We start from the raw sequence: 24,928 nt of genomic DNA on the forward strand, positions 1-24,928 counted from the left end.
GGTGTGACCAAGGGGGTTGGTCACGCCGCCCGCCGTTCGCTTCTTCCCTGGCGTTCGCTACCTTCCCGGCGTGCGCACCGAGACCTTCACCGACCGGTTCACCGTCGCGGCGGCACCGGACCGGGTGCACGCCCACCTGGCCGACCCGGCCAACCACATCGGGCTTTCGCCGCTGATCGTCGCGGTCCGTGACATCGAGCGGAGCACCGACGCCGACGGCCACACCGTGCTGCGGTACATCGCGGTGGAGCGGTTCAAGATCGTCGGACCGCTGCGGTACGACAACATCCTGCACGTCCGGCAGACCGATACCGATCCGGGCCGCCGACTCGTGATGCAGGTACGCAGCCCGGCGCGGGTGTCGGTGCGGTTCGTGATGGAGACCGAGCCCGATGGCACCGGATCGGCGGTCACCGTCACTGTGAGTCTCACCATGCCGACCCTGCTGCGCTCCTATGTGGTGCGCACGGCCAGGCGGGTGCAGATGTTCCGGGCCCGTACCCTGGCCGAAAGGATGAGCGGCTGACCCCGGCGTAGTCGATCGACGGGACTTTTTCCGCACGACATGCTGTCCGAAGCGGTTGAGCAGTCGCGTGCGGTCGACAAGGCGGTCTAACCTGCAGCCGCAAGTAGCGGCGGAGGAGCAGGCACAGTGACGGTCGTCGAGACCAGGATGAGCGTGTGGGAGGCCCTGGCCGGCCGGGCACCGGGCCAGCCGGTCGCCCCGGCCGACGCCGGGCTGTGGGGTGCCGTCGTCGAACGGCTCAACCCGGCCCGGGCCCGGCCGGTGCTGCGGCCCGGTATCGAACACGTCGAGCTGACCTCGGTACGCGGGATGCCGTACGTGATGCTCCGCTCGCCGGACGGTCGCGGCGGTGCCTGCTACCTGCGGCTGGCCTCGGACGAGTGGCGGCTCGCCCAGCTGATGGACGGCAGCCGCACGGTGGCCCGGTTGGTCGCGGAGTTCGCCCGGATCGCCGGCCGGCTTGCCCCCGACCAGGTCACCCGGGTCGTCGCCGATCTGGCCGGCAACCGGATGCTCGCCGAGCTGCCGGTCGACGCGTTCCGCCCGCTGGCCCGGGTGCACCGCCGGCCGTGGCCGTTGCGGTTCGGCCGCACCCTGCTGGCCGTGGCGCAGGGCCGGCGTACCGTGCTGGCCGACGTCGACCCGCTGGTCGGCGCCCTCTACCGGGGCGGCGGCCGGTTCCTGTTCACCCGGCTGGCGGCGGTGCTGCTGGCCGTCGTCGCGCTGGCCGGGTTCGCCGCGTTCTGCTGGACCTGGTGGCGCGGCGAGCAGGCAGTCTTCCTCACCGGCGGGTCGTACGCGGCCGGCGCGGCGGTGCTGCTCGGGTTGAACGTGGTTGCCCTCGCCTGCCACGAACTCGGCCACGCCCTGGCCACGAAACACGCCGGCCGGCGGGTGCCGGCCGCCGGCTTCCTCATCTATTTCGGCATCCCGTCGGTCTTCGTCGACACCACCGACGTCTGGCTGGCCGGTCGCCGGCAACGGCTGATCACCACCGCCGCCGGGCCGGCCGCCGGGCTGGTGCTGGCCGGCGTCGCCGGCATCGTCGGGCTGATCTTCCCGGCCGCCGCACCGTGGACGTTCAAACTCGCCTTCGCCTGGTACCTCAACGCTCTGTTCAACCTCAATCCGTTCCTCGCCCTCGACGGCTACTACCTGTTGATGGACTGGCTGGAGATCCCGAATCTGCGTACCCGTGGCCTGGCCTACGTCGTCGGCCGGCTGCGCCGGCGCGGCCCGCGCTGGTCGGCGCTGGACCGGGAGGGCAGGCTGGTCGCCCTGTACGGGACGCTCGCCGTGCTCTGGGTGGTCATCGCGGTCAACCTGTTCTGGCGGATCTGGACCGACCGGGTCGCCGGCCTGGTCCTCGGCCTGTGGCGGTCCGGGTGGCCGGCCCGGCTGCTGCTCGCCGCGGTGGTCGCCGGCCTCGCCGCCCCGCTTGTCTACCTGGCAGCCGGCTGGCTGGCCCAGCGCTGGCGGCGGCTGCGCGGCGCGCTCGCCGAGCGGCGGCACGCCAGCGACACCCCACGGCGGCTGGACGCGCTGCGTGCCAGCGCGCTGCGGACACTGCCGGCCAGCGCGTTGAACCGGCTCGCCGCCCAGGCGCGCTGGGTGCACCCGCGTACCGGTCAGCAACTCGTCGCCGCCGGCGCGGCCCAGCCGGCGGTCTACGTCGTGGTCGACGGCGCGGTGGAGGGCCGGGCGCCCAGTGACCCGGCCGGCACGGTCCGGCAACGGCTCGGGCCGGGCGGCCTGGTCGGTCTGGCCAGCGCCCTGACCGGTACGCCGGCCACGCTCACCTGGCGCACCGCCGGTACGACGCTGCTGGCGGTGCCGCCGACCGCGGTCGCCACGGTCGTCGGCCCGCTGCCCGGTCCGCCGTCGACCGACCGGACCGCCGCCGAGTCGCTGTTCGCCGAGACCCCCGCACTGTCCGGGCTGACCCCGGAGGACCGGCTGGGGCTGGTGTCCCGGGCCCGGCCGGTGACGTTGCCGCCCGGCGCGCCGGTCCGGCTGTCCGGCCCGTACGACGCGGTGGTCCTCGAATCGGGTGTGATCGCCCTGATGGACGGCCTCGAACTGCGCCGGGGCACAATGATCGGCCCGGTCGGTGCCGATCCGCCGGACGTGGTCGCGACCACCCGTACACAGACCCGGCTGTGGCAGTTGCCGGCCGTCGCCGGGCTGCCGATGCTGCTCGGCGCGGCGCCGTCGCAGGTGGCCGAGGCCGCTGCGGCGACGGTCCGCGGCGGTCCGCCGACCAGCGGCGTGCATCCGCCCGCCGACTATCCGCCGCTGGCCGCCCCGCCCGGCCCGCCACCACCGGGGGACACCGACGACCGGGTGGACCGGCGGTTCGAGCGCCGGCTGTGGTGGCTGGTGCTGCTCCTGCTGCTGTTCGCGTTGCTGATCAGCGGCGGCAACCTGCTGCCCGGGCCGGCCTGGGCGGAGATGCCGGCCGACCGGGCGCTGCTGCGGGCCGAGCGGGGCACCGTCGAGGTGCGCACCGCCGGTGGGCGGCTGTTGACGTTGCGCGATGGTGCGGCGGCATACGTCGCCGAGGGGGACCGGATCGAGGTCGCCGACCGGTCGGCCGGTGAACTCGTCTTCCGGGGCGGGGCCGCCACGGTGCTCTGCGCCTGGGTCGAAGCCGAGGTGGGGGCGCTGTGGAGCGACGGCACCCGGCCGGTCGCGCCCAGCGGGGAGCTGACCCTGGACCGGGGCCGGATCCTGGCCGACACTGCCAGCGTCTCCGGTGCCTTCCGACCGTTGGCGATGACCGTGATCAGCCAGGACTCGGTACTGGCGAACCGGGGCGAGGCCTGGTTCGCGGTGAACGCCGGAACGGCCCGGGTGTCGCTCGGTGAGGTACGGCGCAACGGGGTGTCCCTGCGGGCCACCGGGGAGCAGCTCGGCTGCGGTGACGGCCAGGTCGTCGACCCGCCCGGCGGTACGCCGAGCGCCCCCGCTCCGGGCGCTACCAGCGGATCGCCGACGGTGCAGAGCCCGTCGCCGGATCTTTCCGCGACCAGCCAGCCGACGCCGGTCCCGGCGCCGAACCCCGGCGTGACTCGCCAGCCGCAGCCGACTACCCCGACCGCGCAGCCGAGCCCGCCCGGCCCGCCGCCGACCAGCGCCCCGGCGCCGACCACGGCAGCGCCGACGACCGGTCCGCCGACCGGTACGCCACTGGAGACCACGGCGCCGCCGACCACCGCCCCACCGCCGACCACCGCCCCACCGCCGACCACCGCCCCACCGCCGAATGAGCCTCCGGTGATCGGCTGGGAGATCGAGCCGCAGGGCCCGATCACCCTGGTGACCGATAACGGGCCCTGCAGCGACTACCCGAGCAGCGTGCGTTGGATGGTCGTGGTCTCGGACGACTCGCCTGCCGGGTTGACCGTCGTCGCGCGGTACAGCGGGTTGGTGGAGCGCGTGGAGACCTTCCGTGGTGCGGGGACACACGAGGGCACCGTCGGCCCAGTGGCGTCCAACGAGTCGATCGGGACCGGGTCCGTGACGATCACGGTCACCGTCACGGACAGTGGCAAGCTCAGTCGGCAGGTGAGAAGCGATGTATTGGTTGTCGGCTGCGCGTTCGGCGAACAGACGTAGACATCGATCCGAGCGGAGATACAGGTGCTTTGTTGGTTCTGTCCGAAGGCGGCGCGGGGTGGCTGCCGGTTCTGCGGTCGAGGCGTGTGTGAGGACCACGCCCGCTTCGGTCCGTATCTGCTGGAGGTGCACCGGTCGGAGCGGCGGGGACGGGCGGAAGGGCTGGTCGTCGAGGACGCGTTGCAGTGCGGCACCTGCCGGCCCAGGCCGCAGCCTGTACCAATGCCGGAGCTGGACTGATCGAGGAGACGTCCGGTCACCGGCGACCCGCGCCGGACGCCGCCGGGCTCGTGGCGGATTGTGGCCCCGGACTACCCTGGAGCGACATCGACGAGGGGACCGGTGATGAGTGACTTCGACACCGCGCTCGAACGCCTGCTGACCGACCCTGGATTCGCCGCCGCGCTGGCCGCCGACCCGACTGCGGCGCTAGCCGGCTATCAGCTCACCGCCGAGGAGCAGGAGCTGCTGCGGACCCAGATGGGCGGTGCCGGGGGCGGCTCGACGGCGGCGGTGGAGACGCGGGCGAACCAGTCCAGCGCGTTCGGGCTGCTGAGCCCGTTGACCGGGATGATGGGCGGCTTCGGCGACATCGGCGCGGCGGCCGGTGCCGTCGACGAGGCTCTCGGCTCTGCCGGTGCGCAGAGCGGCTTCGGGCCGGCCGGTGCACAGAGCGGCTTCGGGCCGGCCGGGTCCGGCGGTGGGTTCGGTTCGGCCGGGGAAGACAGCGGCTTCGGGGCACGGCCGGAGGGCGCCGGTCCGCCGGTGCCGGACCGGTCCGCCGGGCTCGGCACGGCACCCCAGCCGGTCGAGCCGGCGGTGCCGGAGGACTACCGGACCCGGGTGGACGTCGACGGCGACGGCGAGTGGGACCGGCACATCGTCCGGGGACGGGCGGACGGCGGGGTGGACATACTGGTTGACCAGGACGGCGACGGTCGGGCCGACTTCGTCGGCCGGGACGACGACGCCGACGGTCTGGTCGACTCCGCGGCGTACGACACTGACGGTGACGGGTTCTTCGAGCAGACCCATTATGACGACGACGGCGACGGGTGGCTCGACCGCAGCGTCACCAACCAGCCCCCGCCCACCGGACCACCCCCGCCCACGCCGCCATCCCCGCCCCCGGCCGGCGGCGGGCTGATCGGCGACAACCTGCGGCTTCCCGAGGAACTGCGCTGACCTTCCCGACGGTCGCCGTCGGCGGTGCCGCCGCCGACCGCTCACCGGCGGTCGCGGGCCGTCCGTCGACAGGGGCTGGCGTCGATGGCCGCTGGGCCTGACGATGGGGTCAGGAGGTGATCGCGTGGTCGCCATCGCCACCGACCGGCTGACGAAGGTCTTCGACGACGGCACTGTCGCAGTCGACGGGGTGAGTCTCGCGGTCCCGTCCGGCCAGTTCCTGGTGCTGCTCGGGCCGACCGGGTGCGGGAAGTCGACGATCCTGCGGCTGGTCGCCGGCCTGGAGACTCCGACGTCCGGGCACGTGCTGATCGACGACCGGGTGGTGGACGGCTGGTCGGCGCAGCGACGACAGGTGTCCATGGTGTTCCAGGACTACGCGCTGTACCCGCATCTGAGCGTCGCCCAGAACATCGCCTTTCCGCTGCGCGTGGGGCACGGCCCGGCGGTGGAACAGCGGATCCGGCAGGTGGCCGCTGAGCTGGGCATCGCCGAACACCTGCACCGGCAGCCCGCCGTGCTGTCCGGAGGGCAACGTCAACGGGTCGCCATGGCCCGGGCCATCGTGCGCCAGCCGAAGGCGTTCCTGCTGGACGAACCCTTGTCCAATCTGGATGCTGGGCTGCGCGCCGAGCTGCGGGCCGACGTGACGGCGCTGGCCCGCCGGCACGGGGTGACCACCGTCTACGTGACCCATGACCAGACCGAGGCACTGACCATGGCGGACCAGCTCGCGGTGCTCCGCAAGGGCCGGCTGCAGCAGACCGGGCCGCCAGCGCAGGTGTACGGTGACCCGGCGAACCTGTTCGTCGCGGCGTTCCTCGGCACCCCGCGGACCAGCCTGCTGCAGGGGGCGGTCTACGCCGAGCCGGACCGGATGGTGATCGATCTCGGTTCGCAGGTGCTGGAACTGCCGGTGGGCGACGCCCGGGTGGCCCGGCTGGCCGAGCACCACACCGAGCGGGTGACCGTGGCGTTGCGGGCCGACGCGCTGCACCCCGTACCGCCGACCGGCGCTGACCCGGCGCTGCCCGGCGGCCCGGACCCGGCAGGGTCCGACCGGACGCTGTCAGTCACCCTGCGCGGCACGGTCCGGGCCGTGGAGAACCTCGGCCACGAGGCACTGGTCTGGGTGGATACCGGCGGTGTGCCCACCTCCCCGGCCGAGTCGCAACTGGACCTGCCGGATCCGCAGAACCACCTGGCCGAGCTGCTGGCCGAGGATCCGCCGCCCCGGCACCAGCTGCGGGAGACCATCGCCCGGATGATTCCGCAGCAGCGCCGTCCGGACCGGCCGGCGACCGCTCGGACCCGGTACGGTTTCTACCCGGTGTACGAGCCGGATCCGTCCGACCCACCGGGCGGTGACGGTGACGTCGTGGTCCGGGTGCCGGCGGCGGCGCCGCCGCAGCCCGGCGAGACGATGACCATGGCGCTGGATCTGGACCGGCTCCTGCTGTTCGACCGGTCCGGGCATCGCATCCGCCTGCACTGACACGCCCGTACCGCGACCCGGTTGGTGCCGTGGCTGCCGGCGGTCAGACAGCGGCACCGGCCAACTGGTCCAGTGCCGAGTCCAGCTTGTCGGCGTACGCGTAGGTGATCGCGCCTTCGTCGGCGCGGATCCGCACCTTGCGGCGCAGTTGGTCGACGTCCCGGTCGATGTCCGCGGTGCCACTGGTCAACGACGTCCGCAGGTTCCGGACCAGGTTCTGCAGGTCGAGGCCGGCATCGCGGCGGATCGCACCGTCCGTTAGCCCGTCGTCGATCACCTGACCGAGCAGGGTGATCGCCTCGTCGACGGTCGGAACGACCGGTGCGGTCGCCGCTGGTGCGGTGTCGGTTGCCGTGGGGGTCGGCGCGGCGCCGGTGGCTGGCGCGTCGGTGGGCGGTGCGTCCGCCGACGTCCCCGGCTGTGTCGGCTGCGTCGGCGGGGTGGGACCGGCGGGTGTACCGGTGGACTGCGGTTGCCCGCCGGGCGGCGGATGGTCGCTGCCCGGCCGCCGCAGCACCTCGGGCTGCAGCAGCAGGATCACGGCGACCGCGACGGCGCTGACCACCAGTAGCGTGGCGACCCTGGAGTCGAGCCGGCCGACCCGCCGTCGACCGTCGACAGCCGGTGCTCCGGCGTCTGGGGCCGGTGAATCGGAGCCGAGGGCCGATGTTTCGGCGGCGGCGGGTGGCGCAGCGTCGTACTCGGTCATCGTCGGCAGGGCCATCGTCGGCGCGAGCATGGTCGCCGCCTGCGGATCGGCGGGTAGCAACTGGTCCCGCAGCGCGGCGCCGACCTGGTGCGCGGTGGGGCGGCTCAGCGGGTCCCGGGACAGGCAGCGCAGGCAGATCTCGGCGACCGGGGTGGGCAGTCCGGGCACCGTCAGCGGCGGGATCTCCTGATCGAGTGCCCGGTGCAGGTCGTCCCAGGTGTCAGCGGGGTACGGCACCCGGCCGGTGAGGGTCTCGTAGAGCAGGACGCCGAGCGAGTAGACGTCGGTGGCGGGCTGTGCCGGCCGGCCGTCGAGGCGTTCCGGGGCCACGTACGCCGGGGTGCCGAAGGTCTCGCCCTCCTCGTCCTCGTCGGGGGCACCGATCTGGGTGGCGATCCCGAAGTCGAGCACCTTGACGCCGATCGAGGTCATCATGATGTTCGCCGGGGTGACGTCGCGGTGCACGATGCCCAACCGGTGCGCGGCGGCCAGCGCCTCGGCGACCTGGGCGCAGGTCTCCACCGCCGCCGGCCAGGCCAGCGGGCCGGCGGTGAGCCGGGCGTCCAACTCCTCGCCGGACAGCAGCTCCATCACCACGAACGCGGTGACGGTGCCGTCCGGTGCGACCGCCTCGCCGTAGTCGTGCACCGCGGTCACGTGTGGATGGATCAGCTGGGCGGCGGACCGCGCCTCCTCCCGCACCATGCTGCGGAACCGCGCGTCGGCGGCCAACGACGCGGCGAGCACCTTGACCGCGACCACCCGGTCGAGCACCTCATCGCGGGCGCGCCAGATGACCGACATGCCGCCGGCACCGATCCGGTCGATGAGACGGTATCTGCGGGCGAGTAGTTCGCCCGCTTGCAGCGATGCCATCGTTGTCGCACCTGCCTGGGGAGTGGAGGTCGTATCAGGCTGCGCGAATTGGCACGTCCTGTCAACGGCACGTTAAACAGGTGAACATTTATCATTTAACCCGACATAAACCGGCATTGGCGATGAGCCGGTAGTTCCGACCGAGCCCGGGCGGCGGGACCGACCTGACCGGCGGCCACCGGGCCCGTGCCAGGATGAACGCCATGGTCAACGGTCCGGTCGCCTTCGTGCTGGGTGGCGGCGGGGTACTCGGCGCGGTCGAGGTCGGCATGCTGCGCGCCCTGTTCCGCTCCGGCATCGAGCCCGATCTCGTCGTCGGCACCTCGATCGGCGCGGTCAACGGTGTACTGGTCGCCGCCGACCCCTCCGAGGCGGTCACCCTGCGGCTGGTCCGGCTCTGGGCCTCCCCGGAGGCCAGCGAGGTGTACGGCGACTCGATGGCCCGCCAGTTGCGCCGGTTCGCCGCCCGTACCCACCTGCACTCGCCACGGCCACTGCGCCGGCTGCTGGCAGCCGAACTGGGCGAGACCACCACCTTCGCCGACCTGGCCGTGCCGTTCCACTGCTGCGCCGCCAGCATCGAACGCGCCGCCGAACACTGGTTCGACACCGGCCCGGTGGTGCCGGCAGTGCTCGCCTCGGCCGCGGTGCCCGGCCTGCTGCCCCCGGCTGAGATCGACGGCGAGCACTTCGTCGACGGTGGGATCGTCAACTCGATCCCGATCGGCAAGGCCGTCGAAGCCGGGGCGAAGCGCGTCTTCGTGCTCCAGGTCGGCCGGATCGAGCGGCCACTCAGCGCACCCCGGCGGCCCTGGGAGGTCGCCCAGGTCGCCTTCGAGATCGCCCGCCGGCACCGGTTCGCCCGGGAGTTGGCGGCGCTCGGTCACGATGTGGAGGTGCACGTACTGCCGACTGGTGGGGGAGAGACGCGTGACGACACACCCTGGGCGTACCGGGACATGACCGCTGTCGGCCGCCGGATCAGCCGCGCCTACACCGCCTCCCGGCGCTACCTCAAGACCAACGTGGCCGGCTGCTGATGCCGCTGCCACCCCGCTGGGTACGCCGGACACTGCTCGCCCCGGCCGTACCGCTGCTTGCCGCAGCGGTGCTCACCACGCTGCCGTTCTGGATCTTCCTGGCCGCAGCCGCTTCGTTACTGGTGCCCGGCCGGCTGCGGGTGTTGCGACTGTTCTGGGTCGCCGTGGTCTACCTGCTGTGGGACACCGCCGCACTGATCGCCCTCTTTGGACTCTGGCTGGCCTCCGGCTGCGGATGGAAGATCCGCAGCCCGGCGTTTCAACGCGCCCACTACGTGCTGACCGGTTGGTTCCTGACGTTCTTCTTCTGGCACGCCCGTTGGGCGTTGCGGCTGAGTATCGACGTGGTCGGCACCGATCCGGACACCGCGCTGCCCGGCCGTCCCGAACTGGTGGTGTCCCGGCACGCCGGTCCGGGTGACTCGTTCATCCTGATCCACGGCCTGGTCAACTGGTTCGACCGGGAGCCGCGGATCGTGCTCAAGGAGACCCTGCAGTGGGATCCGGCGATCGACGTGCTGCTCAACCGGCTGCCCAACCGGTTCATCGCCCCCGGCGACCGGCGCGCTGAGCCGGTCGAGACCCAGATCGCACACCTGGCGACCGGGCTGGACGCCAACGACGCGTTCGTCATCTTCCCCGAGGGCGGCAACTTCACTCCGGGCCGGCGCAGCCGGGCCATCGAGCGGCTGCACGCGTTGGGACTGCGCGGGATGGCGGCCCGAGCCGAGTCGATGCGGCACGTCCTGGCGCCGCGCCCCGGCGGCCTGCTCGCCGCGCTGGACGCCGCCCCGGACGCGGGCGTCATCTTCGTCGCGCACACCGGCCTGGACCGGATGCTGACCGGCGCCGACGTGTGGCGGGAACTGCCGATGGACAAACGGATCGTGATGCGGTTCTGGTCGGTGCCGCCCGAGGAGATTCCGGCCGGCCGTGACGAACGCATCGAATGGCTCTACGACTGGTGGGCGCGGATCGATTCGTGGATCGAGAAGAACCGCTCGGACACCTTGAGGGCGTAAGGTGCGCTCCGTGGATCAAATCTCCGTTGTGACGACGGTGGTGGATGCCCGCTCGGTCGCCGAAGTGCTCGCCGCTTCTGCGGTTGCCGGCCGGTTCGCCGCCTGCGCCCAGATCGGCGGTCCGGTGGCCAGCACCTACTGGTGGGAAGGCCGGGTGGAGACCACGAAGGAGTGGTCTGTGCAGTTCAAGACCGCCACCGACCGTAGCGACCCACTGGTCACCTATCTCCGCACCGCGCACCCCTACGACGTACCCGAGATCCTGGTTGCCGTCATCGAAGCCGGCAACCCCGATTACGCCCGGTGGGTATACGAACACACTCGCCCCTGAGTCGTCTATCAGTCGTCCATTCCCGGTCGGCTGGTCCTGAATGGTCCTGAACCGTCCCCACCTGAGCCGCCCCCTCGGTCGGGCTGAGTACCCGCACTCTGTCGGCCGCACCGGCCGGGCGGCGAGGATGCGGTCATGAGCAGCACCGCGACAGCCCACTACCCGTGTCCGGCCTGCGGCACGCCGGCGAGCCTCGCCGCCGGCTGCCCAGGCTGCGGCCGGGCACCCGACCCGGGGGCAGCCGAGGTGATTCGGCTCGACGGCGAGATCGCCGGGCTGGCCGCCCGCGTCGAACAGGCCCGGGCGGCGTGTGCCACGCTGAGTGGGCAGTTGCACGTCGCGCAGATCCGAAGGCAACAGCTCGCGGCCCAGGTTCAGGCGGCGGTACGGGCGACGACCGTCCCACCGGCCCGCCCGACCGCCGCGTCGGCGGCCGCACCAGCCGCCGCACCAGCCGGCGGCCAGCCACCACGGCCGGAGACCTCCACCCGTACCGTGCAGACCATTCTCTTCGTCCTCGGTGGACTGCTGCTCGGCACCGCAGCGATCGTCTTCACCGCGGTCGCCTGGGCCAGCGTCGGCGTCGGCGGCCGGGCCGCGATCCTGGCCGGCGTCACCGCCGTACTGCTCGCCCTGCCGCCGCTGGCCAACTGGCGCGGCCTGCGCGGCACCGCCGAGACGTTCGCCGCGCTCGGGCTGCTGCTGGTGTTGCTCGACGGCTACGCCGCTCGCTACGTCGACCTGTTCGGCGCCGCCGACCTGCCAGCCGCCCGGTACGCCGCCGTGACCTTCGCGGTCACCGGGCTGGTCGCCGCCGGCTACCACCTGATCACCGGCCTGGCTGTGGCCCGCTTCGCCGCCCTGCTCGCCGCGCAACCCGTGCTGCCGCTGCTCGCCGTCGACCTGCACGCCGACGCCGCCGGCACCACCCTGTTGCTGCTCGGCACCGCCCTGGGCGCCCTGGCGATGATCGCGCTCACTCCGCCGGCCCGGCTGGCGCTGCGGATCACCGGCTGGGCGGCCGTCGGCGCGGCGCTGACCGCCGCCGGGATCGCCGCCCTGGCCGCAGTCATCCTCGGCCACCCGTCCGGCGCTCCCGCCCTGGCCGGGTTGCCGCTACTGGCCGTCGCCGCCGTGCTGGTCGTCGCCGGCCGGCTCACCGGTGTACCGGCGCTGCTGGCGATCAGCCTGGCCGGGCTGGCGCCGGCGGTGACCATCGCCATGGTCCGGGCCGGCACCGAACCGGCACCGTCGCGGGCGCTGGCCATCGTCGCCGGCACCGCCGTCGGGCTCGCCCTCGCCGGCCGGTACCTGCGCGGCCGGCTGCCGGCGGTGGTCCGTACCGGGCCGTGGGCGGGTGCACTGCTGGTGACCGGTCTGCTCGGGGTCGGCGTACTGCTGACCGCTCTGGCCGTCGCCGCCGAAAGTATCGCGGCGGCCCGCCCGCTGTGGCGGGCCGCCGCCGGTCCGGTCGACGCGTCCGGGGACTGGCAGTTGCCGTTCGCCGTCGTCGCGGTCACCGGCGCGCTGATTCTGCTGCTGCCCCGGGCGGTCCGGCCGGTGCTGCTCACCGTCGGGGCCGCCACCGGGCTGCTGACCGTACCGGCGGCGATCCCGGTGCCGTGGTGGGCGGTCGCCGTCGGCGGCCTGGCCGGTGGGGCGGTGGCGGCGCTACGGGCCGCCAGGTCGCGCAATGCCGCCGTCGCGCTGCCCGGCGCGGCCGTCGCCGCCCTGCTGACCGGCCACGCGCTGCTGGTCAGCGCCGGCCGACCGGCCGTTGCCGCGACCGCCGTCGCGGTCGTCGTCGGCACGGCGCTCGCCGTCGCCGCCGTCGCCCGCCACGCCCTGCAGCGCCCCGGAGCTCCCTGGTGGCAGGCCCCGATCGGCGGCCTCGGCGTCGCCGTCGCGGTCGCCGGTTGGCCGGCGCTCGTCGCGCTCGCCGTGCACACCCTCGACCCGTCGGCGGGCTGGCCGGCCCGCGCCGGGGCAGCCGCCGCCATCGGGCTACCGGTCGCGCTGGTCGCGGTCCGCCGCTGGTGGCCTGGATACCTCTGGTACGCCGGGGCGGCGCTGCCGGTCACCGTCGTCGCCACCCTCGTCGCTCCGGCCGTCGGCGCCGTGCCGTACGTGCCGGGGGAGTCCACCGGCGGGTACGTCGCCGCGGCGGCGCTGTTGCTGGTTACCGCCGCGGCCCTCGTCCCCCGTGGCGTGCTGCGACTGCTGCTGACCGGCGTCGCCGCCGGGCTGGTGCTGCCGGCGGCGGTCAGCACCCTGCCGGTACTGGCGTCGCTGCTGCTCACCCCGTACCGCTGGCTGGACGCCAGCTGGGCCGGCGTACCGGCCGGGACCGGACTCAGCCCGGCGCTGCCGGTGCCGGTCCCCGCCGCCGGGGCGGTCACCCTGGCCGTGCTCGCCGCCACCACCGTGGCAGCCGTCGCGGGGTACCGGGCGCGGTACGCGGTGCTGGCCGGCGGACCGGTCGCGCTGGTCGCCCTGCTGGCCGCCCTGGCCAGCGCCGGTACGCCGTGGCCGGTGGTGCCGGCAATCAGCCTCGCCGCCGGACTCGCCGGGCTGGTGGTCGCCGCCCGGTCCACCGCCGCACCGCAGGTGGCGGTCACCCTGCTGGTCGGTGCCCCGCTGGCCGGGGCCGGGTTGGCCGGACTGCTGCCCACCCGGGTCAGCACCCTGACCGCGCTGGCCGCCGTGGTGGCGTGCGCTGCCGGAATCGGCGCGGCGGGTCGCCGTACCCCGGTGCGGGTTGCTGCCGGGGTCGTCGCTGTGGTCGCCGGCAATGTTCTCGCCGCGACCGCCGTGCACGCCGCCGACCTGCCGGTCCGGGTCGGCGGGTACGCGGTCCTCGCCGTCGCCGCGCTGGCCATGGCGGTCGGCGCGATGCTGACCCTCCGGTCGGCCGCCGGGGGCGTACGGGGGCGGGCCGAGTCGATCGGCGTCGAAGTAGCCGGGCACGCCGCCGCCGGCGTGGCTGTGCTGATGACGGTCGGCTCGGCCCGGTACGCCGCCGGGGTATGCACCCTGTGGGGCGTCGTGCTGGGTGCCCGGGCACTGCTGGCAACCGTCCACCCGGTGCCGCTGCGGCCAGGCGAACGGCAGGCGGTGCCGCACCGGCCGCGGGTGCTGGTCATGACGGCCCTGGCCAGCGAGATCGTCGCCTGGTGGCTGCTGCTGACCAGCGAGCAGGTGGCGCTGGCCGAGGCGTACACGCTGCCGGTGGCCCTGGCCGCGCTCGGCGTCGGCTGGCTGACCCTGCGTGCCCAGCCGCAGCGGTCAAGCTGGCTCGGGTACGCCCCCGGCCTGGCCGCCGCCCTGCTGCCCAGCCTCGGCTCGGTGCTGGTCGCCGACGGTCAGCCGGTGCGCCGGCTGCTGCTCGGGGCCGGGGCGGTGGCGGCGGTGCTGCTCGGTGCGGCGTACCGCCGGCAGGCCCCAGTCATGATCGGCGGTGCGGTGCTGGCGGTCCTCGCGGTGCGGGAACTCGTCGCCGTCTGGGACCTGCTGCCCCGGTGGAGCTTCCTGGCTGTCGGCGGCCTGGCGTTGATCACTCTGGCGGTCACCTACGAACGCCGTCGCCGGGATCTGCGCAGATTGCGTACTGTTGTCGGCCGGATGACCTGACCGGGAGGGGGCTAGCGTCACCCGGGTTCCGGGGGGAGACAGGATTACCCCACGCGGCGGATCCCCGCAGACTGGAGACGTCGCCGGTCCTCGCCAGCACCTCGCACCGCCAGTACCCCTGCACCACCACCCCCGAATCGCCGGCCCCGACAGGCCGGGACAGCCACGGAAGGCATTCGATGACTGCTGCCGCACCCACCCTTACCAGCCCTCGCCCGCGGGGCAGCGACTACGCCGACCTGTCGCGGCGGGTGAGTCAGGCCGGGCTGCTGGACCGCCGACCCGCCTGGTACGCCGCCCGGATCGTGCTGACCGTCGGGGCCTACCTGGCCGGCTGGGCGGTGCTGTTGGCCGGCGGGGACAGCTGGTGGCAGCTGCTGACCGCCGTCGGGTTGGCGATCGCCGCCACCCAGGTCGCGTTCCTCGGCCACGACGCCGGACACCGGCAGATGTTCCGTACCCGGCGGGCCAGTGAGACCGCCGGCCTGCTGCTCGGCAATCTCGGGGTCGGGCTCGGCTACGGATGGTGGATGGACAAGCACACCCGGCACCACGCCAACCCGAACCACGTCGACGACGACCCGGACGTCGGAGCCGGGGCGCTGGTCTGGACCGAGGAACAGGCCGTCGCGACCCAGGGCTTCGGCCGTTGGCTGGCCCGCCGGCAGGCGTACCTGTTCTTCCCGCTGCTGCTGCTCGAAGGCCTGGCGTTGCGGGTGGCGAGCGTCCAAGCGGTTATCAACGGCCCGGTGAAGCGGCGCGTCGTGGAGGGGCTGCTGCTGGCGGTGCACACCGCCGCGTACCTCGGGATCGTCTTCGCGGTGTTGTCGCCGGTGCGGGCGGTGGCCTTCATCGTGCTGCACCAGGCGCTATGGGGTCTCTACATGGGGTGCGCGTTCGCGCCGAACCACAAGGGGATGCCGATGTTCGGCCCGGACGACGACCTGGACTTCCTGCGCAAGCAGGTGCTGACCTCCCGCAACGTGCGCGGCGGCTGGTTCGTCGATGTACTGCTCGGTGGGCTCAACTACCAGATCGAGCACCACCTGTTCCCCAGCATGCCGCGGCCGCATCTGCGGTACGCCCAACCGATCGTGCGCGGCTACTGCCAGGAACGCGACCTGCCGTACACCGAGGCCGGGCTGATCGACTCGTACGCCGAGGCGCTGCGCCACCTGCACTCCGTCGGCCAGCCGCTGCGCTGACCCACCCGGCTGCCGCCGCTGACCCACCCGGCTGCCGCCGCACTCATGATCACTTGACGAGAATTCGGTTTGCTGCCGGCGTGTCGCCCAGCTCAGCATCAAGTGATCATCATGACTGCCGGGTAGCAAGCGCGGGGCCACCCTAGTGGGTGGCCCCGCACCGTCGATCGGACTCGCTACCTGCCGGTCGTACTGCTCTGCCGGTCGTACTGCTCTGCCGGTCGGTTCAGACGTCGAACAGGTCCAGCATGTCGTCCGACATGTCGATGATCTCGCCGTCCGGCTTCTCGACGGTCACCGGCTCGCCGAAGTTGGCGTACCCGATGGTGATGGTGCCGGAGGTGGCCGACACGCTCTCCAGGTCGATGACCATCTCGACCAGCCGGCCCTCGGCGTCAAGCGTCGCGATGAAAGGCACCGCCTTGGCCGCGTCCCCCAGATCCGCCAGCATCTCCTCGTCGGCGCTCGGCGACTTGGTCATGTCGATCGTGCCGGTGATCTCGGTGTCGGTGGACCACTCGGCGTCGGCGACGCTGCCGATAATCTCGGCCGGATCACCGGTCGGCATCATGCTGAAGCCGGCACCGGCAGGAAGCTTCGACGTGTCCGACTTCATCCACACGTCGGCGAGCTCGTCCATGTCCGTGCCGCCGAGCTGCATGTAGATGTCGGTGCCGAGCTGGCGAAGGACGATGCTCACCGTGTCGCCGTCGGCACCCATGTTGATCTCGATGTTCGACTTTTCGCCGGCCGGGTCGACGTCGCCGACGACCTCCATCAGTACGCCGTCGGCCTCGGTGCCCAGGCTCATGGTGAGCCGGGCGCTCTCCTCGGTGCTCTTCGCGGTGGCGGCGGCGATCGCCTCCGTGGCGTCACCCCGGTTGTCGGCCGCACCGGACTCGGCGCTGCTGTCGGTGGCGGGTGCGTCGGTGTCAGCCGCGCCGCCGCAGCCGGAGACCGCGAGCGAGAGCGCGGCGACGACGCCGATCCCGGCGTGCGTCAACCGTCGAATGTGCATGAAGATGTTCCGTCCCCTCGTGAATGCAGCCGGCGGGAGAACACCACGACGGTGGCGTCTTCGACGTTGTGCCGTACCACTGCGGTAGGCCGTCCGCCGGCTGGTGCCGCGTCAGCCTACCGGTCGGCTCCGGTCCGGGGTGGACCGCTGCCGATCGGTGCGGTCGGTGCGGTCGGGTGCCGATCGGGTCAATCGGCGAGGGCGGCGACCATCGCCTCCGGCATCGGCACGATCTCGCCGTAGGTCGGGGCCTCGATGGTCTCGGCCCGGCCGAAGTTGCCGAAGCGCAGCCAGATCTTCGGCACCTCGGGCAGCTGCTGCTCGTCGCCGAGGGACAGGTCGGTGAGCCGGCGCTCGCGGTCGAGGGCGGCGGTGAACGGTACGGCGCGGATCATGTCACCAAGCTCACCGGGGTCGCCGAGTTCACCGAGGTCGGGCAGGGCCGCAGAGGACCATCTGGTCAGGTCGACGGTCCCGGCGATCACGTTCTCCCCGGTCCACTCGGCTGTGGTGACGCCGCCGATCAGACCGGCCGCGCCGATCAGATCGCCCTTGGCCATCGTGTCGAAGGTGCCCCCGGGCGGGAGGTCCGTCCGATCGGTGTGGAACCAGACCCCGGCCCACTCTCCGCTGCCGTTCATCAGGTAGAAGTCCTGTTCCAGCAGGATCATGGTGACCATCACCGTGGACCCGTCCTCCTGGAAGTAGGACTCGATCCTGACCCGTTGGTTCTCCGGGTCGATCTCGGCGTGCGCCTCGGTCGTCTCGCCGGACCGGCCGGACATGACGAACCGCACCCTGGCGGGCTGCTCCTGGGCCTTGCCGATCGCGGCGGCCAGCGCCTGCGTGGCGTCGCCTAGGCGGTCGGCTTGGTCGTTGCCTAGGTCGTCGGCGGAGCTGGCCGAGGCTGTGGTCGGCGGGTCCGGGTCGGTGGCAGGGCCCGACCGGCCACACCCGGTGACGATGAGGGCGAGTGAAACAACAAGCCCGCCGACAACTGCGGTAGCTCGCCTTATTTGCGGCATTTGTGCCTTCCCGAACAGGAATGACTGATGCCGAGACAACCTACTCGCCGCGACCCGCGTGCCGATCACTTGGGCGAGACAGACGGTAAGGTCACCGCATGGCAGAGGTGCTGGACACCGCACAGGTGCAGGCCGCGCTCGCGGAGCTGACGGACTGGGTGGGCGACCCTGAGGCGATCGCCCGTACCGTCTCGTTGGCGACCTTTCCCGACGCGGTCGCCGTGGTGACCCGGGTGGCGATCACCGCCGAGGAGATGGACCACCACCCGGACATCGACATCCGGTGGCGGACCCTGACCTTCCGGTGCCGCACCCACTCGGCCGGCGGCACCACCGCCCTGGACATCGAGCTGGCCCGCCGCATCGACGAGATCGTCGCGGCGCAGGGTTGACGGGGGAGCGGACACGGTGACATTCCAGACCGGGAGAGGTACGCGGTGGGATTCCTGACCGGGGGAGGTACACGGTGAGATTCGAGGTCAGCAAGGTACTCGACGCGATCGAGCGCCGACTCAGCACCGACCCGGCGACCGCACGTGCCGTCGTGGACCTGGCCGAGGTCGTCCGGTACGTCGACTTCGACAACGGTCGGCCGGCCAATATGCTGCGCCTCGGGCAGCTGATCGACGCCCTCGGCCGCAGCGTCGCCGAGGAGAACGTCCCGGTGTACGTGGTCGTGCACCGCGGCCTGCTCTCCGACGCCGACCTGACCTCCAACGAGCGGATGGTCGCCCGCCGGTGGTCCGACGACGGCCTGGTGGAGGTGCTCGCCGACCCCGCCGACCGGCTTCTGGAGGTCGCCGAACTGCTCGGCCTGCCGGTGCTCAGCCGCCACCGGTTCGACGGCATGCGCGGGCGTTACCAGTGGCTCAGTCAGCCTGGCCGGCTGCTCGCCCCGCTGCCCGGCCACGGCGGCCCGGCGCTGACCGCCCGCGCCGGCGGCGGCAACACACCGGCGACCGCCGAGCCGTCGCCGGCCGGTGCGCAACTGCTGGCCCGACTGTGGAGCTGCCCCGACCCGGAATGCGCGCTGTTCGGCCGGATGCGGGTCGGCCGCCCCGGCGGGCAGCCGCCGCCGACGCTGCGTACCGGCCAGCCGACCTGTCCCCGGCACGGGGAACGACTCACCGAGGCGGGTGCCCGCCCACCGGCCGAGGTGCTGTCGATCCGCATCGACGGAATGGTCCGGCAGCGGTTCGTCGTCTCCGCCGACCACCCGATGGTGGTCGGCCGGGCACCCGAGCGCGGCGAAGGCATCATGCTCGGCCAGTGGCTCACCGAGGAGGCGCGGCGCTGGATCAGCCGCAGCCACGTCCGGTTCGAGCTGCACGGCAGGGACCTCGTCGTGCAGGACGTCAGCACCAACGGCACCGGCGTACGGCCGGGTGGCTCACCCGACGACGACGAACGCCGCACCATCAAACGCCAGGCCCGGCCGTTGCAGGCCACCGACGTCGTCGAGCTCTACCCGGGGGTGCACATCGCCCGGTCGAAGGTCTGGGCCACCGGTGGCGTGTCGAACCCGACGTCGGTGATGGCCGACGCGCCGACCATGGCGCTGCGGATGATGGACCGCTGACCCCGCGTTTCCTTCAGCCGAGATGGTCGGCCGGGGACGTCTGCAGCAACCAGGCCAGGGGCATCTTGGCGCTCTCCTGGTAGGTGCCGTGCGCGGCGAGCCGGTGCAGGGTGACGGTCTGCGCGCCGTCTCGGTCGACCACCCAGTACTGGGGGATGCCCGCCGAGGCGTACTCGCGGACCTTTGTCACCGCGTCGATGCCTTCCGAACCGGGCGAGACGATCTCGATCACGAGCACGATGTCTGCCACCGCTGACCAGACGCTCCTGGGCGGAGGCTTTTGCCAGACGCTGATGTCCGGGATCCTGCCCCCGTCGCCGTCTGGCCCGGGGATCCGGACCCCAGCCGCCTGAAGAACCTGCTCTGCCGGCCAACCCGCCATGATGAGCCAGGCGAACAGGCGGCTCGCGGTCATCGCGTGCGCAGAGTCGGGTGGGGGCATAACCGACAGGACCCCTTCAGGGCTGGTCTCGTAGCGGTGGCCGTTCGGATCGGCGGAGTTCATTGCGGCCGCGTCGTCGAGCGTGACAACGGCGGGCATGTGCATGCCGACGGCCTCAGCGCTCATGCGGCTCATTGTAATGGTCGGCGCCGTTGACGGGGCGGGGGCGCTCGACGACACCGGGGCGGGTCAGCGCGCTCTTGTAGACGGCGATCGCCACCATCCGGCCGTCCCGGCCACCGGCGACGACGGTGCCGATGAGCCCGACGACCTGCGACTGCTCCTGGTCGAGCCCGTAGCGGATGTCGGCGACCCGGACGATCATCGAACGGTCGGCGTACACCCAGTCGGCCTTGCCCAGGCGCAGCGTGTCGCCGACACGGAGCAACTCGTCACGCGACATCGTCACCATCCCCATGCCCATCGGCTTCGTCGTCGGGGGTCATCGGAGGCCACAGGCCGGCGAAATAGAGTACGGCCATCACCCGTCGGGCCTTTCCCGGATCGTGTCGGCGCAGCACCGCGAGCGCCTTCGTGAACGGCTCGCAGAGCGCGGCGGAATTGCATACCCGGCATTCGGCAAGTCGGCTCGGCAGGTGGGTGCTGACGATCTCCCGCGCCCGCTGTACCACCGGATGATCCACTGACAGGTGGACGCTGTCCGGCAGTGGCGGTCGGTTCGGCGTCGGATCATGATCCTTTTTCCCGCCGGGCGGGGTGCCGATCGAGGTGTAGCGGGCGAGGCGGGGTATGCCGCCGATCCCGTCGTTGCGTAACACGTGATCTCCCTTGCCGTCGTCAAAGCGCCTGTGGTGATTTCCAGCCTGGACTGTGCGACCTCGACACGGAATACTCAGACCACCGAATGCCGTGCGTCAGTCATTCCAGCGCGTACCAATGGATTCCAATGGAGGCCAGGAGATGAGTGAACTTCAGGATCTGTTGCGCAGTGAGCGCCTCAAGCGCAATCTGACCCAGGCCCAGGTGGGTGAGGCCATCCGGGTCAGCAATTCCCTCATCGGCGCGTTCGAGACCGGCAAGTCGATCCCACTGCCGGACAGCGCCGTCGACCTCGACCGCATCTACGAGACCGGAGACCAGATCCAGCGGCTGTCCCGGACCGCCCGGGAGGACGCGCAGGCCCTGTGGCTGCGCTCCTGGCTGGAGAGTGAGCGCCGCGCGCTGGTGCTGCGCTCGTTCCAGCCGCTGGTGATCCCGGGGCTGCTGCAGACCGAGGCGTACGCCCGCGCCGTCCTCACCGCCGGCACCCGCACCCGGCGGCGGCTCGACGAGGCGATCGCCGTCCGACTGGAACGCCAGTCGGCCACGCTGGACCGCGACGAGGACATCCAGTTCACCTCGATCATCGCCGAGGCGGTGCTGCGCCAGCCGGGCGCCGCCTTCATGAAGGATCAGTTGGAGCACCTGGTCGACATCGGCCACCGCCCGGATGTGCAGATCCGGGTGCTCCCCGCCGACGTCGGCATGCACGTCGGGCTGGCCGGCGCGTTCGTCGTCGCCGTGCTCCCCAACGATCGGCGGATCGGCTACCTCGACGACCATCTCGGTGGCCGGATCGTCACCGAGGCTCAGGACGTGCTCGACCTGGAACAGTCGTGGGATGCTGTGTCGGGACTGGCGCTCACCGTCAGCCAGAGCCGCGATCTGATCGTGAGGATGATAGATGAACACGAGTGAGCCGATCTGGCGCAAGTCGAGCCGCAGCAGCCCGAACGGTGGCGACTGCGTGGAGGTCGCCGACAATCTGCCGGGCCGGGTGCTGGTGCGGGATTCGAAGGACCGGGCTGGTGGCACGTTGGCCTTCGCGCCGGCTGCCTGGTCCGCCTTCGTCGCCCACACCCCGTCAGCCGTACGCTGACCCACCCCCAACGCCGCCCCACCCGCCCTCGGGCATGTGCGCTCAGCCGACCGGCTCGCCCCCATCTCATCAGCGGGCGAGCCGGTCGGACACCATCGAGTGACCGGTGGCGGGACAATGCTGGTGTGGCAGCGTGGGCTGACGGCGCGCTGGCGGTGAGCCGAGCCCGCCGTCGTTATGATCCGTGGTAGTTGACGATGTGTTGGCCAGGATCGGGGACTGGGACGTGGACGAGTTCGGCAGGGCGGGGCGTGGCGCACCAAGCGGGTCGCGTTACGCCGACCAGCGTCCGTACGTGGTCAGCGAGAACCTGGACGATCTCCATGGCCCGGTCAGTGGGCAGGTCACGTTGAGTAGAAGTCTGGACTGGTCGGGGCGGGCGCAGTACGACCTGGCCAACCCTCGCAGGCTCGCCAGCATGTACGAGACAGTGCTCCGCGAAGCGACGACAGTGGATGACCTTATTCAATGGCTGGACGGCCCGACGCTGGTCCGCATCTGGCCTACGCTGGTCCTGCCTCCACAGGTCCGGCAGGTGTGGGAGTCCAAGCACCAGGTTCTCGCGCATGCGCGGCAGGCCGCCGCGTAGTGCCGCACGAGACTCACCCACTCCATCGACAACTGGCTGAAATCGGTCTGCGAGCGGGCGGACCCTTCGGCTTCGCGTTGGCCGGCGGCCATGCGGTGGCAGCGCATGGGATCCTCGATCGGCCGAGTGAAGACGTCGATCTCTTTTCCGACTGGCAGCGTCGCGCCGACTTTCCCCAAGCTGTTGACGTCCTCATCGCTGCCTACGAAGCCGAAGGATTCAACGTCACCGTCGATCTTCGGCTGGACACTTTCGCTCGACTGCACATCAGTCACGGCGATGCCCCGGGCGAGCAGCACCGCGTCGAACTTGTCGCGAACTGGCGCGCGCAACCGCCCGTTGAGATGCAGATCGGCCCGGTGCTCCACCCTGACGATGTGATGGCAGGCAAGATGGACGCGCTCTACAACCGCGCGGCAGCACGCGACTTCCTCGACATCGACGCTGCCGTAACACGTGGCCGGTACACCCATGACGAGCTCTGCGCACTTGCGACAGCCGCAGATGCTGGCTTCGACCAGCAGCTCTTCGCACAGATGCTCGGCTCGATCGCACGGTTCGATGACCAGGACTTCATCGACTACGGGCTCGACGCCAACGATGTGGCCGCATTGCGTGACCGGTTCAGCGCCTGGCAGGCTCGGATCCGGGCCCAGCTCTCCGGGGCCGCACCGCGATCTGAACGTGAGGATGATCGATGAAAACGAGTGAGCCGATCTGGCGCAAGTCGAGCCGCAGCAGCTCGAACGGCGGCGACTGCGTGGAGGTCGCCGACAACCTGCCGGGCCGGGTGCTGGTGCGCGATTCGAAGGACCGGGCCGGTGGCACGTTGGCCTTCGCGCCGGCCGCCTGGTCCGCCTTCGTCGCCCACACCCCGTCAGCCGTACGCTGACCACCGGGGCCGGCGTGCACCCGCCGGAGCTTCCGTCGACGCCGATCGGCCTGACGCCGGTCGACCGGTCGCACCGTGCGGTGCTCGGCAACCTGGGGCAGCTGTACCGGTACGACCTCGCCGAAGCGTACCGTCACCTGCCGAACGCGGACGGCACCTACAACAATCGCCGTCTCGATCGCTTTCTGGCCGGCGCGGATCCGGACACTCGGGCGTGGCTGATCACAGTGGCGGGAGGGCTTGGCGGATTCGTCATGGCGGGCCGGGTGGATCAGATCGCCTCGATCAATGACTTCTTCGTGGTCCGGCCGTTGCGGCGGACCGGCGTGGGACGTGTGGCCGCCGGCCGGGTCATTGCCGAATGGCCGGGCCGGTGGCGGATCGCCTTCCAGGCGTACAACCCTGGAGCACAGCTGTTCTGGCAGCGGGTGGCGACCGACGCGGTCGGACCGCACTGGCACCGGTCCGAGGCGCCGTCAGTACCGGGCGCACCTGCGGATATCTGCCTCAGCTTCGATACATCACCAACGACCGGGTGATGTTCGATCATGGCTGGGGGCGGTGAAGGTCACTGTTTCGGAGGGGGCGGACGTTATGCCAGCCTGGTCGACCGCCCGTACGTAGACCTCGTATGTCCCGCCTGGGGAAACGGCGAACGTGACGGTCCGTACGTCCGGCCCGGGGTTCGGGATTCCGAGGCCGACGCCGTTGACGTACGGGTAGTACCGAGAGATCGGGAAGTCGCCCGGCGTCGAGGCCGTCCACGACACCGTCGCAGAGGTCGGGCTGAGCGCGGTGACGGTCAGGTCGGACGGCGGGGACGGCGGCACCGACGGGACGGTGGTGAAGGCGCCCCGTGCCGACGGGGCCGAACGCGGCGTGCCGCCGGTGTATCGGACGACGACGAGGAAAACGTAGCTCGTGCCCGGCCTGAGCCCGACGAGCTGGACGCTGGTCGTCGACGGGTCGGTCCTCGCCCGGATCTGGATCGGCTGGGTCGGGGTGGCGGGTGGGACGATCAGGTCGTAACCGGCGATCCGTTCGACGGCGACCGCCGGTGGTTGCCAGGAGACCGTGGCGGTGGTGGCGGTGACGTCGGTCGCCACCGGCGGGCCGGGAACGATCTCGCTCGGCAGGGTCGTGATGTTCACTGGGGCCGAGGCGGGCCCACGGAGGCCACTGGTGTCCCGTGCGCGTACGAACAGGTCGTAGTTCGTAGCCGGGCGCAACCCTCCGATCGGCACGAAGACCCACGAGCTGGTCGTGGTGGCGACCAATTCGTCCGGGTAGATCCAGCCCAGCCGGCGGGCGTAGACCTCATATGCCGCGATTGGGTTGGTCCCTGCGGCGGCCGGCATCCACGCCAGGTCGACGGTGGTGGCGGAGAGGAACTGTGTGCCGGCGGCTTGTGGAGCACCGGGCGGGGTCACCGGCGCGCTTGCCTGTGCCGGCACCGGCCCGGAGATCACCAACGCGACGGCGAGCGCGACGCCGAGAAAATGCCTGTGTCCCACTCCGACATGCTGCGCCAGACAATTATATCTGTCAATCACTCGATGATGTTTCAGCTCGCGGTTGACGCCTCGGTCTCGACAGCTCCGGCCGGGAGTGGGTGACGGCGCCCCGATTCCCGGCGGTGGTGGTTGAACTCGACCACCCTCCACCTCGGTCACCTCACGTCGGCGAGCGGTCGCCGGGTCAGCACCCGGCGGACCAGGTTGTGGATCGTCGCCGCCATGTCGACTGCCATCGGCACCACGACCAGCTCCGTCACTCCAGGTAGGAAGGTTTCCATCCCGAGCCGGCGGGAGCTGAGCTGGTCTCCAGCCGGCGGCATCCGGAAACTGCTTCCGGCGTCACCGCGGCG

26 protein-coding genes are annotated in these 24,928 nt (G+C 71.8%); 18 read left to right on the forward strand and 8 right to left on the reverse strand.

What is annotated here, in order from left to right; all coding sequences use genetic code 11:
- Positions 1-70: 70 nt before the first annotated feature.
- The 5 genes from O7610_RS29030 to O7610_RS29050 all read left to right on the forward strand — a co-directional run bounded on the left by O7610_RS29030 (position 71) and on the right by O7610_RS29050 (position 6,824).
- Positions 71-526, forward strand: a complete 456-nt coding sequence (locus O7610_RS29030) for an SRPBCC family protein (protein ID WP_281553518.1) — start codon at positions 71-73, stop codon at positions 524-526.
- A gap of 126 nt (positions 527-652) precedes the next feature.
- The gene (locus O7610_RS29035; protein WP_289212294.1) at positions 653-4,144 is read left to right on the forward strand and encodes a cyclic nucleotide-binding protein; all 3,492 of its coding nucleotides are present in this window, start codon (positions 653-655) and stop codon (positions 4,142-4,144) included.
- 84 nt (positions 4,145-4,228) lie between these two features.
- Positions 4,229-4,384 carry a hypothetical protein gene (locus O7610_RS29040; protein WP_233606460.1) on the forward strand — a complete coding sequence of 52 codons (156 nt, stop codon included), beginning with the start codon at positions 4,229-4,231 and terminating at the stop codon, positions 4,382-4,384.
- 105 nt (positions 4,385-4,489) lie between these two features.
- A complete protein-coding gene (locus O7610_RS29045) occupies positions 4,490-5,329 on the forward strand; it encodes an Os1348 family NHLP clan protein (protein WP_281553520.1) in 840 nt (279 codons plus the stop codon).
- A 124-nt stretch (positions 5,330-5,453) separates the two neighbouring features.
- Positions 5,454-6,824: an ABC transporter ATP-binding protein gene (locus O7610_RS29050; protein ID WP_281553521.1), complete on the forward strand. Its 1,371-nt coding sequence runs from the start codon at positions 5,454-5,456 to the stop codon at positions 6,822-6,824.
- 43 nt (positions 6,825-6,867) lie between these two features.
- Here the strand turns inward: O7610_RS29050 and O7610_RS29055 are convergent, their stop codons facing one another.
- A complete protein-coding gene (locus tag O7610_RS29055; protein ID WP_281553522.1) occupies positions 6,868-8,409 on the reverse strand; it encodes a serine/threonine-protein kinase in 1,542 nt (513 codons plus the stop codon).
- Positions 8,410-8,612: 203 nt separating this feature from the next.
- Between O7610_RS29055 and O7610_RS29060 the strand changes: the two genes are divergently transcribed.
- The 5 genes from O7610_RS29060 (at position 8,613) to O7610_RS29080 (ending at position 15,637) form a co-directional block, all read left to right on the forward strand.
- A complete protein-coding gene (locus tag O7610_RS29060; RefSeq protein WP_289212295.1) occupies positions 8,613-9,449 on the forward strand; it encodes a patatin-like phospholipase family protein in 837 nt (278 codons plus the stop codon).
- On the forward strand, positions 9,449-10,471 hold the full coding sequence (locus O7610_RS29065) for a 1-acyl-sn-glycerol-3-phosphate acyltransferase (RefSeq protein ID WP_281553524.1): 1,023 nt from the start codon (positions 9,449-9,451) through the stop codon (positions 10,469-10,471). The genes O7610_RS29060 and O7610_RS29065 overlap by 1 nt, the downstream gene beginning before the upstream one ends.
- Before the next feature lie 10 nt (positions 10,472-10,481).
- The gene (gene cutA / locus O7610_RS29070; protein ID WP_281553525.1) at positions 10,482-10,802 is read left to right on the forward strand and encodes a divalent-cation tolerance protein CutA; all 321 of its coding nucleotides are present in this window, start codon (positions 10,482-10,484) and stop codon (positions 10,800-10,802) included.
- 135 nt (positions 10,803-10,937) lie between these two features.
- Positions 10,938-14,432, forward strand: a complete 3,495-nt coding sequence (locus O7610_RS29075; protein ID WP_289212296.1) for an SCO7613 C-terminal domain-containing membrane protein — start codon at positions 10,938-10,940, stop codon at positions 14,430-14,432.
- Between the two features lie 179 nt (positions 14,433-14,611).
- On the forward strand, positions 14,612-15,637 hold the full coding sequence (locus O7610_RS29080) for a fatty acid desaturase family protein (RefSeq protein WP_281553527.1): 1,026 nt from the start codon (positions 14,612-14,614) through the stop codon (positions 15,635-15,637).
- Between the two features lie 226 nt (positions 15,638-15,863).
- Here the strand turns inward: O7610_RS29080 and O7610_RS29085 are convergent, their stop codons facing one another.
- Both O7610_RS29085 and O7610_RS29090 read right to left on the reverse strand, forming a co-directional pair.
- On the reverse strand, positions 15,864-16,655 hold the full coding sequence (locus O7610_RS29085) for a hypothetical protein (protein WP_289212297.1): 792 nt from the start codon (positions 16,653-16,655) through the stop codon (positions 15,864-15,866).
- Positions 16,656-16,843: 188 nt separating this feature from the next.
- Positions 16,844-17,680, reverse strand: a complete 837-nt coding sequence (locus O7610_RS29090; RefSeq protein ID WP_289212298.1) for a hypothetical protein — start codon at positions 17,678-17,680, stop codon at positions 16,844-16,846.
- Between the two features lie 98 nt (positions 17,681-17,778).
- Between O7610_RS29090 and O7610_RS29095 the strand changes: the two genes are divergently transcribed.
- Together O7610_RS29095 and O7610_RS29100 are read left to right on the forward strand one after the other, a co-directional pair.
- Positions 17,779-18,072, forward strand: a complete 294-nt coding sequence (locus O7610_RS29095; protein ID WP_278167350.1) for a 4a-hydroxytetrahydrobiopterin dehydratase — start codon at positions 17,779-17,781, stop codon at positions 18,070-18,072.
- A gap of 74 nt (positions 18,073-18,146) precedes the next feature.
- Positions 18,147-19,259 (forward strand): FHA domain-containing protein, encoded by a 1,113-nt coding sequence (locus O7610_RS29100; RefSeq protein WP_289212299.1) that lies wholly within the window; start codon positions 18,147-18,149, stop codon positions 19,257-19,259.
- 13 nt (positions 19,260-19,272) lie between these two features.
- On the opposite strand, the gene O7610_RS29105 is transcribed toward O7610_RS29100, so the two are convergent.
- Genes O7610_RS29105 through O7610_RS29115 form a run of 3 tightly spaced genes read right to left on the reverse strand, consistent with a single transcriptional unit; the run spans position 19,273 to position 20,480 of the window.
- The gene (locus tag O7610_RS29105; RefSeq protein ID WP_282234135.1) at positions 19,273-19,827 is read right to left on the reverse strand and encodes a Uma2 family endonuclease; all 555 of its coding nucleotides are present in this window, start codon (positions 19,825-19,827) and stop codon (positions 19,273-19,275) included.
- Positions 19,817-20,104, reverse strand: coding sequence for a hypothetical protein (locus tag O7610_RS29110; protein WP_289212300.1), 288 nt, complete (start codon positions 20,102-20,104; stop codon positions 19,817-19,819). Before O7610_RS29110 ends, O7610_RS29105 begins: the two co-directional genes overlap by 11 nt.
- Complete coding sequence (locus tag O7610_RS29115) at positions 20,094-20,480, reverse strand: hypothetical protein (RefSeq protein ID WP_289212301.1); 387 nt, start codon at positions 20,478-20,480, stop codon at positions 20,094-20,096. The genes O7610_RS29110 and O7610_RS29115 overlap by 11 nt, the downstream gene beginning before the upstream one ends.
- A 142-nt stretch (positions 20,481-20,622) precedes the next feature.
- Between O7610_RS29115 and O7610_RS29120 the strand changes: the two genes are divergently transcribed.
- The 6 genes from O7610_RS29120 (at position 20,623) to O7610_RS29145 (ending at position 23,600) form a co-directional block, all read left to right on the forward strand.
- On the forward strand, positions 20,623-21,399 hold the full coding sequence (locus tag O7610_RS29120) for a helix-turn-helix domain-containing protein (RefSeq protein ID WP_289212302.1): 777 nt from the start codon (positions 20,623-20,625) through the stop codon (positions 21,397-21,399).
- Positions 21,386-21,580, forward strand: coding sequence for a DUF397 domain-containing protein (locus O7610_RS29125; protein ID WP_289207543.1), 195 nt, complete (start codon positions 21,386-21,388; stop codon positions 21,578-21,580). Before O7610_RS29120 ends, O7610_RS29125 begins: the two co-directional genes overlap by 14 nt.
- 226 nt (positions 21,581-21,806) lie before the next feature.
- Positions 21,807-22,169, forward strand: a complete 363-nt coding sequence (locus tag O7610_RS29130) for a hypothetical protein (protein ID WP_289212303.1) — start codon at positions 21,807-21,809, stop codon at positions 22,167-22,169.
- Positions 22,169-22,870 (forward strand): nucleotidyl transferase AbiEii/AbiGii toxin family protein, encoded by a 702-nt coding sequence (locus tag O7610_RS29135; protein WP_281553536.1) that lies wholly within the window; start codon positions 22,169-22,171, stop codon positions 22,868-22,870. Before O7610_RS29130 ends, O7610_RS29135 begins: the two co-directional genes overlap by 1 nt.
- A complete protein-coding gene (locus O7610_RS29140) occupies positions 22,867-23,061 on the forward strand; it encodes a DUF397 domain-containing protein (RefSeq protein WP_281553537.1) in 195 nt (64 codons plus the stop codon). The genes O7610_RS29135 and O7610_RS29140 overlap by 4 nt, the downstream gene beginning before the upstream one ends.
- Positions 23,062-23,075: 14 nt before the next feature.
- Positions 23,076-23,600, forward strand: a complete 525-nt coding sequence (locus O7610_RS29145; protein WP_281553538.1) for a hypothetical protein — start codon at positions 23,076-23,078, stop codon at positions 23,598-23,600.
- Here O7610_RS29145 and O7610_RS29150 read toward each other — a convergent pair.
- Together O7610_RS29150 and O7610_RS29155 are read right to left on the reverse strand one after the other, a co-directional pair.
- Positions 23,583-24,575, reverse strand: a complete 993-nt coding sequence (locus tag O7610_RS29150) for a fibronectin type III domain-containing protein (RefSeq protein WP_289212304.1) — start codon at positions 24,573-24,575, stop codon at positions 23,583-23,585. The two genes, O7610_RS29145 and O7610_RS29150, sit on opposite strands and share 18 nt — an antisense overlap.
- 155 nt (positions 24,576-24,730) lie before the next feature.
- The gene (locus tag O7610_RS29155; RefSeq protein ID WP_281553540.1) at positions 24,731-24,898 is read right to left on the reverse strand and encodes a hypothetical protein; all 168 of its coding nucleotides are present in this window, start codon (positions 24,896-24,898) and stop codon (positions 24,731-24,733) included.
- Between the last annotated feature and the right edge of the window lie 30 nt (positions 24,899-24,928).

The organism is Solwaraspora sp. WMMA2065, assembly GCF_030345075.1.
GTDB lineage: Bacteria > Actinomycetota > Actinomycetes > Mycobacteriales > Micromonosporaceae > Micromonospora_E.